The 13,874-nt window shown below is 41.0% G+C and carries 18 protein-coding genes; 6 read left to right on the forward strand and 12 right to left on the reverse strand.

The features are described 5' to 3' along the window. Positions 1-134: 134 nt before the first annotated feature. A complete protein-coding gene (rpsI, locus tag MOB01S_RS02960) occupies positions 135-521 on the reverse strand; it encodes a 30S ribosomal protein S9 (protein ID WP_066801427.1) in 387 nt (128 codons plus the stop codon). A 10-nt stretch (positions 522-531) separates the two neighbouring features. After that, a complete protein-coding gene (gene rplM, locus MOB01S_RS02965) occupies positions 532-963 on the reverse strand; it encodes a 50S ribosomal protein L13 (protein ID WP_066801429.1) in 432 nt (143 codons plus the stop codon). A 212-nt stretch (positions 964-1,175) separates the two neighbouring features. Here rplM and dusB point away from each other — a divergent pair, with 212 nt between their 5' ends. Then, a complete protein-coding gene (gene dusB / locus MOB01S_RS02970; protein WP_066801433.1) occupies positions 1,176-2,165 on the forward strand; it encodes a tRNA dihydrouridine synthase DusB in 990 nt (329 codons plus the stop codon). A gap of 12 nt (positions 2,166-2,177) precedes the next feature. Here the strand turns inward: dusB and MOB01S_RS02975 are convergent, their stop codons facing one another. Both MOB01S_RS02975 and lysA read right to left on the reverse strand, forming a co-directional pair. Continuing rightward, complete coding sequence (locus MOB01S_RS02975) at positions 2,178-2,888, reverse strand: hypothetical protein (RefSeq protein WP_066801436.1); 711 nt, start codon at positions 2,886-2,888, stop codon at positions 2,178-2,180. Next, positions 2,889-4,205 (reverse strand): diaminopimelate decarboxylase, encoded by a 1,317-nt coding sequence (gene lysA / locus MOB01S_RS02980; protein WP_066801440.1) that lies wholly within the window; start codon positions 4,203-4,205, stop codon positions 2,889-2,891. Between the two features lie 255 nt (positions 4,206-4,460). Here lysA and ubiA point away from each other — a divergent pair, with 255 nt between their 5' ends. Then, positions 4,461-5,363 carry a 4-hydroxybenzoate octaprenyltransferase gene (gene ubiA, locus MOB01S_RS02985; RefSeq protein ID WP_066801443.1) on the forward strand — a complete coding sequence of 301 codons (903 nt, stop codon included), beginning with the start codon at positions 4,461-4,463 and terminating at the stop codon, positions 5,361-5,363. 2 nt (positions 5,364-5,365) lie between these two features. Here the strand turns inward: ubiA and vapC are convergent, their stop codons facing one another. The 3 genes from vapC to mnmA all read right to left on the reverse strand — a co-directional run bounded on the left by vapC (position 5,366) and on the right by mnmA (position 7,327). Then, positions 5,366-5,764: a type II toxin-antitoxin system VapC family toxin gene (gene vapC / locus MOB01S_RS02990; protein WP_218016065.1), complete on the reverse strand. Its 399-nt coding sequence runs from the start codon at positions 5,762-5,764 to the stop codon at positions 5,366-5,368. 19 nt (positions 5,765-5,783) lie between these two features. Continuing rightward, complete coding sequence (locus tag MOB01S_RS02995; protein WP_066801446.1) at positions 5,784-5,984, reverse strand: hypothetical protein; 201 nt, start codon at positions 5,982-5,984, stop codon at positions 5,784-5,786. Between the two features lie 200 nt (positions 5,985-6,184). Then, on the reverse strand, positions 6,185-7,327 hold the full coding sequence (gene mnmA / locus MOB01S_RS03000; RefSeq protein WP_066801449.1) for a tRNA 2-thiouridine(34) synthase MnmA: 1,143 nt from the start codon (positions 7,325-7,327) through the stop codon (positions 6,185-6,187). A gap of 197 nt (positions 7,328-7,524) precedes the next feature. Here mnmA and rplU point away from each other — a divergent pair, with 197 nt between their 5' ends. Continuing rightward, positions 7,525-7,836: a 50S ribosomal protein L21 gene (gene rplU, locus MOB01S_RS03005; protein WP_066801451.1), complete on the forward strand. Its 312-nt coding sequence runs from the start codon at positions 7,525-7,527 to the stop codon at positions 7,834-7,836. Between the two features lie 42 nt (positions 7,837-7,878). Continuing rightward, positions 7,879-8,136 carry a 50S ribosomal protein L27 gene (gene rpmA / locus MOB01S_RS03010; protein ID WP_066801453.1) on the forward strand — a complete coding sequence of 86 codons (258 nt, stop codon included), beginning with the start codon at positions 7,879-7,881 and terminating at the stop codon, positions 8,134-8,136. A 304-nt stretch (positions 8,137-8,440) separates the two neighbouring features. Here the strand turns inward: rpmA and MOB01S_RS03015 are convergent, their stop codons facing one another. From MOB01S_RS03015 to MOB01S_RS03035, 5 genes are all read right to left on the reverse strand, one after another. Then, the gene (locus tag MOB01S_RS03015) at positions 8,441-8,725 is read right to left on the reverse strand and encodes a DUF2523 family protein (RefSeq protein WP_066801455.1); all 285 of its coding nucleotides are present in this window, start codon (positions 8,723-8,725) and stop codon (positions 8,441-8,443) included. Positions 8,726-8,787: 62 nt separating this feature from the next. Continuing rightward, positions 8,788-9,003, reverse strand: coding sequence for a hypothetical protein (locus MOB01S_RS03020; protein WP_066801457.1), 216 nt, complete (start codon positions 9,001-9,003; stop codon positions 8,788-8,790). Positions 9,004-9,096: 93 nt separating this feature from the next. Beyond that, positions 9,097-9,345: a hypothetical protein gene (locus MOB01S_RS03025; RefSeq protein WP_066801460.1), complete on the reverse strand. Its 249-nt coding sequence runs from the start codon at positions 9,343-9,345 to the stop codon at positions 9,097-9,099. A 562-nt stretch (positions 9,346-9,907) separates the two neighbouring features. Further along, entirely contained in the window at positions 9,908-10,663 is a 756-nt protein-coding gene (locus MOB01S_RS03030) for a CPBP family intramembrane glutamic endopeptidase (protein WP_066801462.1), read from the reverse strand. Between the two features lie 23 nt (positions 10,664-10,686). Further along, the gene (locus MOB01S_RS03035; RefSeq protein ID WP_066801471.1) at positions 10,687-11,262 is read right to left on the reverse strand and encodes a hypothetical protein; all 576 of its coding nucleotides are present in this window, start codon (positions 11,260-11,262) and stop codon (positions 10,687-10,689) included. 126 nt (positions 11,263-11,388) lie between these two features. On the opposite strand from MOB01S_RS03035, the gene cgtA reads away from it, so the two are divergent. Both cgtA and proB read left to right on the forward strand, forming a co-directional pair. Next, a complete protein-coding gene (gene cgtA / locus MOB01S_RS03040; RefSeq protein ID WP_066801474.1) occupies positions 11,389-12,606 on the forward strand; it encodes an Obg family GTPase CgtA in 1,218 nt (405 codons plus the stop codon). Positions 12,607-12,618: 12 nt separating this feature from the next. Then, positions 12,619-13,731 (forward strand): glutamate 5-kinase, encoded by a 1,113-nt coding sequence (gene proB, locus MOB01S_RS03045; protein ID WP_066801478.1) that lies wholly within the window; start codon positions 12,619-12,621, stop codon positions 13,729-13,731. Positions 13,732-13,874: the final 143 nt, after the last annotated feature.

Below are 13,874 nucleotides of genomic sequence, written 5' to 3' on the forward strand. Positions count from 1 at the left end.
AAATAAGCAAGGAGGCAAACAAAATAGTAAGGTTGCCAAAAACATTGTCAATGCTACGATTGTGTTTTAAAAATAATATTTTATAGTATATGCAAAAACCCCGCATGGAGCAGGGTTTTTGTAAAGCATAAAAATTAACGCTTTGAGTATTGTGGGCGTTTGCGAGCTTTGTGCAGACCCAACTTTTTACGTTCAACTTCACGAGCATCACGAGTAACAAAACCAGCTGCTTTTAGGGCAGGTTTTAGGGTTTCGTCAGAGTCAATCAAGGCACGAGTAATGCCATGACGGATAGCACCTGCTTGACCGCTTGCACCACCACCTGATACAGTGATGTATAGGTCATATTTATCCGTTACTTCCAAAAGCTCTAGGGGCTGACGCACCACCATGCGAGAAGTCTCACGACCAAAGTATTCATCTAGGCTTTTGCCGTTGATGACGATGTTGCCAGTGCCTTTTGATAGGAAGACACGAGCGGTAGAAGTCTTACGACGACCTGTTCCGTAATTCTTTTCCATGTGTATCTCCTTAGATGTCTAGCACTTTTGGTTGTTGGGCGGTATGTGGGTGTTCGGTACCAGCATACAACTTCAACTTCTTAATCATGGCATAACCAAGTGGACCTTTTGGTAGCATACCTTTAACGGCTTTGTGTAGCACGTCTTCTGGTTTGTGAGCCAAAAGTTTGGTGAAGTTAGTTTCTTTGATGCCACCAGGATAACCAGTATGGCGGTAGTATTTTTTGTCTTGGGCTTTTTTACCAGTTACGGTAATTTTGTCCGCATTGATGACAATGATATAATCACCTGTATCAACGTGGGGCGTATATGATGGCTTGTGTTTGCCACGAAGACGAGAAGCGATTTCGCTTGCTAGACGACCTAGCGTTTTGCCTTCGGCGTCCACAACATACCAGTCATGTACGACTTCAGCGGGTTTGGCACTGATAGTAGTAGTCATTTGATAAAACCTATATAATTGAGTTTGAGAGTGAAGCAATCATCAAAACGTGAACTTTGATGGTTGCGAGAGTTGGGAAACGAAGGGCTCTCAAAAAACTTTTCAATTCTACTGGATTTGGCAGTAAAAAGCAAGTGCAATCTTATTTATTTTGCAAATATTTGACAGTTATTCAAAATCCTTTAAAATAAACCATTTTTTTATACGTGATTATGACACACCTATTACTCACTCCTCTAAATGTTGGCAATCAAACCATCGCCAACCGTCTTATTGTAGCACCGATGGCAGGTGTTACCGATAACCCCTTTCGCCGTTTGTGCAAATCCTTTGGGGCAGGCTATGCCATCTCCGAGATGATGACGGCAGATAAGGCACTTTATGCCCACAAAAAATCGCTATTTCGTGCTGATTTTACAGGCGAAATTGACCCCATTTGTGCACAAATCGCTGGCGGTGATGTCAAAAAATTGTGCGAGGCTGCCCGCTTTCAAGTGGATAATGGGGCAAAAATCGTGGACATCAATATGGGTTGCCCTGCCAAAAAGGTCTATCGCAAGCTGGCAGGGTCGGCACTGCTACTGGATTTGGATTTGGTTGAGAAAATTTTAAATGCGGTGGTGGCAGCTGTTGATGTGCCAGTTACCCTAAAAACACGGCTTGGTGTGTATGATGGACAAGAAAATATTTTGACTGTGGCAAATCTTGCCCAAAATGCTGGCATTGCTGCCTTAACCATTCACGGTCGCACAAAAGAACAAATGTACACAGGTACTGCTCGCTATGAGCTGATTAAAGAAGTTAAAGCCAATGCCAAAATTCCCATCATCGTCAATGGCGACATTGACAGCCCCCAAAAAGCCAAATGGGTGCAAGAATATACAAATGCCGATGCGGTGATGATAGGGCGGTCGGCACAGGGCAAGCCTTGGATTTTTAGGGAAATTCGCCATTATTTACAAACAGGTCAACCCCTGCCTGCCCCAAGCCTTGATGAGCTTCGCTTGGTTGTGCTTAGCCATCTTGATGAATTGTATCGCTTTTATGGCGAATATTCAGGCGTGCGTATCGCTCGCAAGCATATTGCTTGGTACACAGGCGGTCTGCCAAGCTCCAATGCCTTTCGTGAGGCGATGTATGCTTGCCAAAGCAGTAGTGAACAGTATCGGGCAGTTGATGATTTTTTAAAGGCGTTTGAATAGTGGTCTACTTATCTATGTTTTGTTAGGGTTGTCTTTTTCGGTAATGATGTTGGCATTGGGGTCGCCAAAACTTAATATCTCTCCAAAATTAGGCTGTGCTTTGATGAGTAATTGTTCAGGTAGGGTTTGGGCATGGGTAATTTGGATTTTTTTGATTTTATTTTTGATACTTTCAGGAAACCAACGACCAATTTCTAAATAAATAAAATTGCCTTTATATTCAATAAAGGGCTTGCCTTTTAATTTGGGTGATAGGCTCAATAAAAAAGGCAAAGGGTCTTTTTTAAGTAGGGTGCGATATAGTTTAATGGCGTGTTTTATGGCAAATGATTTGTACCATTTTTTTGCATATAAATCAACAATCTGCGTATCGGATATTTGCTCAAAAACAACCTGCTGAATGTATTTGTCGGCTCTAATTTGAACAAGACGAAAATCAGCATAAACAGACAAATACAATCCCAAAAAATTGGCAGTGCAATAAAGTCGCATTGAGTTATCAGATAATTGCAATTTCAAATCTAACAACAATCCCACATTTTTTACTACAAATTGTGCCAATGCGTCATTAATCTGTTGCTCGCTGACGGTGATAAGAAATTCATCAGTCAGATTATTTGTGGCAGTTGCATAATTATGTTTGAGTGTATTTAAGTTATTTTGCCAACTATTTAACAAATTGGCAAAAGCGTGGTCATTGATTGGTGTAGATTGGGTATTCATTTAGATATGCTCGCCTTGCCACAGACATTCTAAAGTTTCACGCTCACGTACGATACGGTGTGTGCCGTTGTCGCATAGGATTTCAGCAGGTCTAGGGCGAGTATTGTAGTTGCTTGCCATGACAAAACCATAAGCGCCAGCCCCTGTTATGGCAAGTGTATCGCCAACTTGTAAGGATAAGGTGCGATTTTTTGCCAAAAAGTCTGATGATTCACACACAGAGCCAACAATATCCCACACTTGAGGGGTGGTATCATTTGCCAAATCGGTAGGTATGACCGCCATGACCGAGCCATATAGGGCAGGTCTGATGAGTTCGGACATGGAGGCATCTACGATGGCAAAGTTCTTGTGTTCTGTAGGTTTTAATACATCTACATTGGTTAATAAAACACCTGCATTGGCACTGATATTGCGACCAGGTTCTAAATGTAATCCCAACCCATATCTTTCTTGTAAATCAAGCAGTTTGGGCAATAAGGCGTTGGCGTATTCACTCACACTTGCAGGGTTTTCGTTTGTATAACGTACGCCCAAACCGCCACCCAAATCCACATGACGCAAGGAAATGCCAATGGCAAAAAGCTCATCAATTAATTTGGCAAATTTATCCAAAGTGTCCACAAATGGCTGAATTTGGGTGAGTTGTGAGCCAATGTGGCAATCAATACCGACAATCTCAATGCTGGGCAAGTTTTTGGCAAAACGGTAGGCTTCTATGGCGTTGTCGTGGCTGATGCCAAATTTGTTGTCTTTTAGCCCTGTGGAAATGTAAGGGTGGGTTTTGGCATCTACATCTGGGTTGATGCGTAGGGCAATGGGGGCGACTTTACCCAACTTTGTGGCAACTTCGCTGATGAGTTTAATTTCACTGATGGCTTCTACATTAAAGCACCCAATCCCTGCATTGAGAGCGGTGGCGATGTCGTCTGCTGTCTTGCCTACGCCTGAATAGACGACTTTTTGGGCTTGACCGCCTGCTTTTAACACCCGAGCCAGCTCACCGATGGAGACAATGTCAAAACCTGCCCCTGCATTGGCAAGCGTGGCTAGTATGGCTAGGTTGGAGTTGGATTTGACTGCATAGCAAATATGTACGTCATTTAAGGCGTTAAAACTTTCTACATAGGCTTGATAATTGGCGAGTAGGGCGTTTTTGCTATATACATAAAGCGGTGTGCCATAGGTTTGGGTGAGAGTTTTTGTGCTTACATTATCTATAAAAAGTGTGTTATTTTGGTAATCAATGAATGGTAAATCTGCCACACAAGCAGTGGGTTCTAAGGTTAAAATTGGGTATTCAATGTCATTTGCCATGTGTGTTTGTCCAAAAATAAATTGATGATTGGGCTTATTTTAACAAAAAAATGGAAAATTTGCCATTTTCATTTTTTTAAAATGGTTTTGTCCCATTTGAATCTTGTATAACCGATTGATTTGCAAAGGGTGAATACAACCCTTTCCCATAATTCTAAACATAACTATTGTTTAATCAATAGGTTATATTTTTGAGTTGAGATTGGGTGAATTTTTTATGATAAAATAGCTCAAAATTTCTTTGCCCACATTGTTATGACTAATTATACTTATACTTTTAAAGATAAATTCATCGCATGGTTACAACTAACCCGCTTTGACCGTCCGATTGGAACGGAGCTTTTGCTGTACCCAACTTTATGGGCATTGTTTTTGGCAAATGCAGGCGTGGGGAGGTTACCAAGTGTCAAACTCATCGTGATTTTTACGTTGGGGGCGATACTTATGAGAGCGTCTGGCTGTGCGATTAATGATTTTGCTGACCGCAAGGTTGATGGCAAGGTCAAACGCACCAAAAATCGCCCCCTAGCTGATGGGCGATTGTCCGCACGCATAGCGGTGGCGACTTTTGTGGGATTGTCACTATTGTCAGCGTGTTTGCTCTTTTTTTTGCCGATACAAGTGTTTTATTGGTCGTTTGGGGCGGTTGTGTTGGCGTTTGTTTATCCATTTATGAAACGTTACACACATCTGCCACAAGTGGTATTGGCTATGGCATTTGGGTGGGCTGTTCCGATGGTATATGTGGCAAGCATAGGTGTGGTGGATAGATGGGGCTGGCTTGTATTTGTTGCTTATATGTGTTGGACGGTGGCATATGATACGGCTTATGCGATGTGCGACCGTGATGATGATGTAAAAATTGGGGTCAAATCCACTGCCATTTTGTTTGGGCGGTATGATGTGGCGATAATTATGGCGTTGCAGGCGTGTTTTGTGGGGTTGATGACAGTAGTGCTGTGGCATTATTTTGCTGATGTGGTGGGTGTGTGGGCAGTTGCGGGGTTAACTCCTGTGATACTGATGGTGGTGTATCAATATGGGCTTATCAAAAATCGTGAACGTTTAAGCTGTTTTCAAGCCTTTTTGCATAATGCGTGGGTGGGGCGGTATGTATTTGTATTGACGGCGGTGTTGGCGGTGGTGCAAAATGGGTAAAATCATAATGCTAACTTTAATCCCAAATGCTTGCAAAATGGTAAAAAATCGCTATCTGAAAATAACAACGGTAAATCCTGCTGAATACAAAATCCCGCTATCATCACATGATTGCTTTTTATTGTGTTAATACCTTGCTTTCTTAATGTGCGATGATAATCGGCATAAATGATAGCGTTGTCTTTATTGATGATGTTAAAAATGGGTAAATTTGATAAGGCGGATTTTGCAGATAGGTAATCTTTATCGTTTTTAAAACCTTGTAAAACTTCCATTAAAATCAAATCACAAATACCAATTTGATTAAATTTTAAGACATTGTCCAAAAATTCACAATGAGTGGTATCTTTACCGTTAAAATAATCAATCCAAACGCTTGTATCTACAATTATCATATTCATGCTCAACGCCTTATCGTATTTATGCCAAATCATTTTCCCAATCTAGCTTACCACGCAAAGCACGGATATTTTCTTGGGCGTGCATGGTGATAAAAAATTGCAAGGCAGTTTCTATGGTTTTGTCTTTATCTAAATTGGTAATGGCAATGGCTTGGTTAAGCAAAATGTTGTCAATATTGGCATTGTTAAATTGTGTATTATCAAATTGTATTTTGGTCATTTCACCTTTACCTGTTAAAATCCAATTTATGTCCAATCCATAAGCATTAGATATTAACAATGCACCACTTTTTGATAAACCACGATGAACCCAATTATTGATAGTTTGGGGTGGTTTACCAATTTTTTAGCAATTTGTGTTGTGCTGTTGTGTCCAACCGCATGAAAAACCCTTTGCATTGTTTCGTGCGTCATTGTTTGTTACCCCACCTTCGCATCACACCAATCAATCACGCCCCCACCCAAACACACATCACCATCATAAAATACCACCGATTGTCCTGCCGTTACTGCTCGTTGGGGGGTATCAAAGACCACACGCACTTTATCATTTTCAAGATAGACGGTGCAGTCTTGGTCGGGCTGGCGATAGCGGGTTTTTGCGACAAGTTTTGCTCCATGGGTAGGAGGGGCAACCACCCAGTCAAGTTTATAAGCCGTTAATTCCTTGCTCATCAGATAGGGGTGTTCGTGCCCTTGTCCAACGATTAGGCGGTTATTTTCTAAATCTTTGTGCAATACAAACCATGGTTCTTCTGGGCGATTTGCCACGCCTCCAATGCCAATACCGCCTCGTTGTCCTAGTGTATAATACATCAAACCATCGTGTGTACCAAGCCTCATACCATCATCGGTGTAAATGTCGCCTTGTTTGGCAGGCAGGTAGGTTTGCAAGAAATCTTTAAATTTACGCTCACCGATAAAGCAAATGCCTGTACTGTCTTTTTTCTTGGCGGTGGCAAGTTCATATTTTTCCGCTATCGCACGTACTTGGCTTTTTTCAAGTTCGCCAACAGGAAACAACGTTTTGGCGATTTTGTCGCCCCCAACCGCATGCAAAAAATAACTTTGGTCTTTATTGGTGTCTAGTCCACGAAGCAGGTGAGCCTGTCCGTCCGTCTCAAAACTTCGGCGAGTATAATGTCCTGTGGCGATATAATCCGCTCCAAGTGTTAAGGCATAATCCAAAAAGGCTTTGAACTTGACTTCTTTGTTACACAAAATATCAGGATTGGGGGTACGACCTGCTTGATATTCTTGTAAAAAATGCTCAAAAACATTATCCCAGTACTCCGCCGAAAAGTTGGCGGTGTGTAATGGTATGCCAATTCTGTCTGCTACCGCCTGTGCGTCCGCAAGGTCAGTCATGGCGGTGCAGTATTCGGTGCCGTCATCTTCTTCCCAGTTTTTCATGAATAGACCTTCAACAATAAAGCCGGCTTCCTTCAACAAAACGGCTGATACCGAGCTGTCCACACCGCCAGACATGCCGACGATGACTTTGATTTGGTTGGGGTTTTTGTTGTGAAATTGGGCAACATCAGATAGGCGGTAGGGATTCATGTTTTTTACTTGGTTAAAAAATTGGAAAATTTATGGGGTATTTTTTGAGATTTGCAAGGCTGTTTAAAAATTATCTTAAAATTTCTTGCTTTTTATGATAAAAATGGATAAAATAGTCATTTATTTTGTCCTAGTCGTGTTCGTTAGTAAGTGCTATCAAGGGGTAGCCACGACACACAGGTTTATCGGAGAATGCGATGTACGCAGTAATCAAAAGTGGCGGTAAACAACACCGTGTACAAGTTGGTGAAACTCTAAAAGTTGAACTTCTTAAAGCAGAAGTTGGTGCTTCTTTGAACATCGAAGAAGTGCTTATGATTGTTAATGGTGCTGATGTGAAAATCGGTCAGCCTGTGGTTGTTGGTGCTAGCGTGGTTGCAGAAGTGGTTTCTCACGGTCGTGGCAAGAAGGTTCGCATTGTGAAACACCGTCGCCGTAAGCACTACCACAAAGAGCAAGGTCATCGTCAATGGTATACCGAGCTTAAAATCAACGCAATCAATGGTTAATTTACATACTTTTAGCTAAAAGTATTCACAGGAGATATTCTCATGGCAACTAAAAAAGCTGGTGGTTCCACCAAAAACGGTCGCGACTCTAACCCAAAAATGCTTGGTGTAAAAGTATTTGGCGGTCAAGGCGTTATCGCAGGTAACATCATCGTTCGTCAGCGTGGCACAGAGTTTCACGCAGGTGAAGGCGTAGGTATGGGTCGTGATCACACCCTATTTGCCCTGACTGATGGTATTGTCAAATTTGAAAAGAAAGGTGAATTCGGTCGCCGTTACGTATCTGTTGTTGGCGAATAATTAGCCAAAAACCTCACACAAAATCCCACAAGTGCAAACTGGTGGGATTTTTGTTTGGGTGATTAAAATTTATTTAACATAATCCTAATTTATGCGAATTGTTTTTTGTAATATTTTGTAAATTGTTGTATGTTCAATGTATTTATAAAATATTAACAAAAGAATGTACAATGAGAGTTATCCACAACCGATTTAACGGCGACAAATAAGAAAAACTAAGGGGGCGAGGGCGGTTAGCGTTATGGGGTTCGCACCGCCCCGCCCCCAAGTTTTTCTAAGTCGCCTATCGGATGTGGATAACTCATTACAGTTTACGCACGAATATGAGTTTTAAACTCTTATACGTGGAGACGAACACGAGCGACCCTAGCATGATTGAAATGCAATCATCAACCCTTGCGATGTTTAGGTATGCCGAAACATCGGGGTGTAGTGCGGTGTTCATTTGGGTTATTGAGCGTACTAAATAACCATCAATGATTTTATTGATGTAATTGGCGGTTGCCAAGCCAAAGCCGATACTAGCGAGAATACGCCAGACGAGACCACCAGCAACGATACCAAGAACAGAAATTAAAGAAAATTGCATGACAATTCACCAAAAAAATACCCCTAGATTATATCTAAGGGTATTTGTTTAAACAAGGTTAATTAAACAAACATCACTTCCGAAAATGCATAAAACTCATCATTTACCACAAATTCGCAAGATTGTTCATCAAGTAGAACAGATTTGACTTCGCCAGAGACCTTAATCCAAAAATCAGAATAAAAAGGCTCTAACGGCATAGGTTTGTAGAAAAAAACAACGTATTTGCCCAAGTATTGAGTATATTGGGTGATTGATGTATAATCAAGATTAGCCATAATGGTACTCCAATTAAGTTATGGTTAGAGACTTGCAAAAATTGCCGTTTTTGCAAGTCTTGCTTTTTCAAGGATAGCAAATGCTATCCTTTTTTAATCGTTAAAATCTGAGTAATCAAACGAAACACCGCCAACTACATCTCTACCACCACCAAGACGACCATTAGCAACGGAGTTTGTTATAAAAATCTTAATTTCCCTAGCCATGGTTGAATGATTTTTTTTACACAAATCATCAAACATGGCTTTCAAGTTGGAATTTATCTTAAAATTTATAGAGGCATCAAGCTCAGTGCCAACATGAGATAAATTTTTCGCTTTTTTAGATTCATGACCAAACATATCGCACCTTATAAAGTATAAAGAATGTAAAAATATATATCAATTATATTATAGATAATTTATAAAAATGTCAATAAAAATTATTAAGTAATTACAATAAAAAACATTAACTATTTGATTTTAAAAGAAATAACGAAAAATTTTTCGTTAAAGTACACTACTAAAATATGTGTACTACGCCACGAACGGCAATCCAACGCCGAAAAGTCGTTGTCATGCCGTTCGTGGCTCAATTCGCATAAATAGCGTTATATTAAATACCCCCATGCGATAGTAATTTTCGCATGGGGGTATTGTTGCTACGCTAACATAACGCATTGTTTAAGAGTGGGGCTATATGATGTGTTAAATAAGAGTGGGTCTATATGATGTGTTAAAAATTATATGTTATAAACCAAATTTTTAATGGTTAAAACCATCTTGATTGTGTAATGCTGCAAGTATAAAATGACTTAACCAAGACCTTGATAAATTATCATAAATTAAATACATGATTTTAATAAAAACCATATGTTATTAAAAGAGGGTCGTTGTTTTATAAATTTGGAAATTTCAAATAAAATCACCAAATCGTCAAATCTTTTGATAGGATAAATAAGGTGTCTAAAAACAATAAAAAATTATGCAAAAAATGTAAAAATATAGAAAAAGCAAGTGTACCACCATACAATCTGGCATGAGTTACGACATAACTAAATAACAAATGATGAAATAAAGCAAAAGGGCTAAAATTTAAATGAGCCAAAGCAAAAAATACACCACTGACCCAAAAAGCAACATGAAAACTTTGACTTTTATCATAAGTGGCTCGCCATAAAATGCCACGAAAAAATATTTCCTCAAAAATCGGTGCAATGATGACTGTGCTTAATAGACTAAGCCAAATGCCATAGACAAATAAATCATCTTTTAACCCTATTTGGTCGCCACTTAATTCCCCACCCCAAGATAACAGGCGAAACCCGATGATGACTGCTGTCCATTTTAATAAAACTGTCCAATTAGGTTCTAAAAATCCCAAATAAGACGAAACGCTTTCCCAAGATTCCAAGGTATCAATTCGCCATTTGACAAGCATTACCATGAATAAGGTTGCAAGACAAAATGCCATATAAAAACACAGCGTGAATAATTTATTTTGATTCTGTTTTAAAATTTGAAAAGCTTCAAAATCAAATAAAAAATTCAAAAACCACATACCCAATAAAGCAATGATGGTCATTATCATGAGTAATAAAGCAAATAACCCCAATATTTCTAATAAAGAAAATAAAGAGGGTGTTTCATCATCATATTCATCAGGTAATTGATTATTCATATTCATGAAATCCATGATGGCTATTAATTGATGGGATAGACATAATAGTCATCATCAAATTTTAAATAATTAATTTCAATGCAGGATTTCTTACGATATTCAAAAATATCGCCATCAAGCATTAAGCTCTCATGCTGTTTATGGAGTTCTAAAAGTCTTATAAAAAATTGCTCATTAATCTCTACGCCATTATCATCAAACACAATAAGTTGTGATTGTGTGAGTGTTTTAAAACTGGTTCTGCTAATGCCATTGGAATCTGTGGTTGTCTTTGCAAATTTATCATGTAGCCAAAACTCATAAGGTGGCTTTTGGTGTGTCAAACTCAGACAAATCGTGGCGAGTGTGGGTGTTTTGCGTTGAGTTTTTTGAGTGGGGTTTGGTTGTGTTGTGGTTTGTTCTGTGTTTTTGTTAGAAGTTTTTGTGCTAGAAATCGGAATATTGGTAGTTTGGGTGTGATTGGCGATACTGCGTTTAAGTTCGGCAATGTAGGCAGGTTTTAGGCTGTCTATCATGGGTGAAAAATAAACCCCTGTACCAATCGTGGCAGATAGGCTTAATATGCCTAGTAAGGCAAGTCCTGCATTATTAGCATTCATTGTTAAGTGTTGTTGGGAAAACGGTATTATAATGGTTGTTGTGATGGTTTGACAAGGATAAATTTTTCATTATTTTTGATGAATCTATGGTATAATAATGAGTTTATTAGAATTATTAGAGAAATTATGCGTTTTATTGATGAAGCTGTAATTAGCGTAAAAGCAGGCGATGGCGGTAATGGCATTGTCAGCTTTCGCCGTGAAAAATTTATCCCCAAAGGGGGGCCTGATGGCGGTGATGGCGGTCGTGGTGGTAGCATTTATGTTGTGGCAGACGACAATACCAACACTTTGGTGGATTTTCGTTATACTCGTAAATTTGAAGCCAAACGAGGCGAAAATGGTCGCTCCAAAAACTGCTCTGGGCGTGGGGCGGACGACATTTATCTAAAAGTGCCTGTGGGGACGACCATCATTGACACCGATCTTGATGTGGTGATTGGTGATTTGGTGGAGATTGGGCAGACCATTTTGGTTGCCAAAGGCGGTGATGGCGGTTTTGGTAATACTCGCTTTAAAACTTCCACCAACCAAGCCCCTAGAAAGGCAATCCCTGGGTTTGCAGGCGAATTTAAAAATTTAAAATTGGAGCTTAAAGTCGTTGCCGATGTTGGCTTGATTGGTCTGCCTAATGCAGGCAAATCCACTTTTATCCGCCAAGTGTCGTCCGCTCGCCCAAAGGTGGCTGATTATCCTTTTACCACCCTTGTGCCAAACTTGGGTGTGGTGGATGTGGGGACGCACCAGTCCTTTGTGATGGCAGACATTCCAGGTCTTATTGCAGGGGCAAGCGAAGGGGCAGGGCTTGGCATTCGCTTTTTAAAGCATATTGCAAGAACTCGCCGTCTTTTGCATATTGTTGATGTCAAACCCATTGATGGCAGTCATCCTGTGGATAATGCACGGACTATTTTAAATGAACTGCATAAATTTTCACAGGCTCTAAGTGAATTGCCCCAAATTTTGGTGCTCAATAAAATTGACCAGCTAGATGATGATGAGATTGACGAAGTTTGTCAAGGGATTGTCAAAGAATTGGGCTGGACTGGCGAGGTGTTTTACACTTCTACCATTAGCGGTCACGGTGTTGATGAGATTAAATATCATCTGATGAACGAAATTGCGTTGGAGCAAGAAAAAGAGCAAGAGGATGAAGAATTTGCCAAAATGCAAAAACAGCGTTTTGCTCGCCTTGAAGAAGAAGTTCGCCACAACAGCGAAATCCAAAAAGAAGCCTATCGTGCCAAGAGAAAAGCCCAAAGAGAGGGCGTGGTTGATGATGAGGACGATGAGGATTGGGACGATGAAGATTATGATGTGGCGGTGGAGTATGCACCGTATTGACAAGGGATTGTGATGAGTAAGTTAAAACGCATTGTTGTAAAAATCGGCTCCTCCCTATTGACCAACAACGGACGAGGGCTTGACCGCACCGCCATCTATGAATGGGCAAGACAAATCGCTACTTTGCACGCTCGTGGCATCGAGGTGGTGCTGGTGTCTAGTGGGGCGGTAGCAGAGGGGGTGGTGCGTATGAATCTATCCGAACGCCCCAAAAAACTGCCTGCCCTGCAAGCCTGTGCCTCTATCGGTCAGATGGGGCTGATTGAGACATGGTGGCAAGCCTTAATCCAAAAAGGCGTGCAGTCCTCGCAGATTTTGCTCACGCATGACGATTTGGCTCATCGTTCTCGTTATCTGAATATCGCCCAGACACTCAATCAGCTTATTGACTGGCATGTTGTTCCTGTCATTAATGAAAACGACACGGTCAGCTATGGAGAGATTAAATTTGGCGATAATGACACGCTCGGGGCGATGAGTGCTACGCTGGTGGGGGCGGATTTGTACATCATACTCACCGACCAAGAAGGGGTCTTTACCGACAACCCACGCACCAATCCTGACGCTCGCCTCATACAGACAGAGCGGGCGATGGCGGATTATCTGTTTGATGTGGCAGGTGATGGCGGTAAATGGGGGTCTGGTGGCATGCTCACCAAAATCCGAGCAGGACGACTGGCGGCGATGGCAAATTGCCCCACCGTCATTGCCAGTGGTAAGGTAGAAAATGTCATCGTCAGATTGGCAGAGGGCGAGTCCATCGGCACACGACTCACCACCGACCATGCTGACCGTCTCATCGCCAAAAAACAATGGCTTGCCACCCACATTCGCATGGCAGGAACGCTCATCATTGATGATGGGGCGGTCAATGCCATCACAACCGACCAAAAATCGCTACTGCCTGTGGGTGTGGTAGAAGTGCAGGGTGATTTTGAGGTGGGTGACGTGGTGGAGGTAGTCAATGCCCAAAAAGTGCGTATCGCGGTGGGGCAGGTGGGTTTTGACAGCAGTCAAGCCAAACAAATCACCCAAAAACACACCAATGAAGTGCTTGCCATTTTACACTTAACCGACAATGACAAAGCCATCATGATACATCGTGATGATATGGCAGTGTTGTGATATTAAATTGTCTGCACAACCTTGAATCAAAGAAAGCTGTTTGTGGTAAACGTGTCAAGCCATAACGGTTTTTTCCATAACGGTTTTTCCATCATCAAGGTAGGTTTGGGAAGATGGAAAATTGGTTTTACAGGAGGTTGATT

The sequence above is a fragment of the Moraxella oblonga NBRC 102422 genome (genome assembly GCF_001598275.1).
Classification (GTDB): domain Bacteria; phylum Pseudomonadota; class Gammaproteobacteria; order Pseudomonadales; family Moraxellaceae; genus Moraxella; species Moraxella oblonga.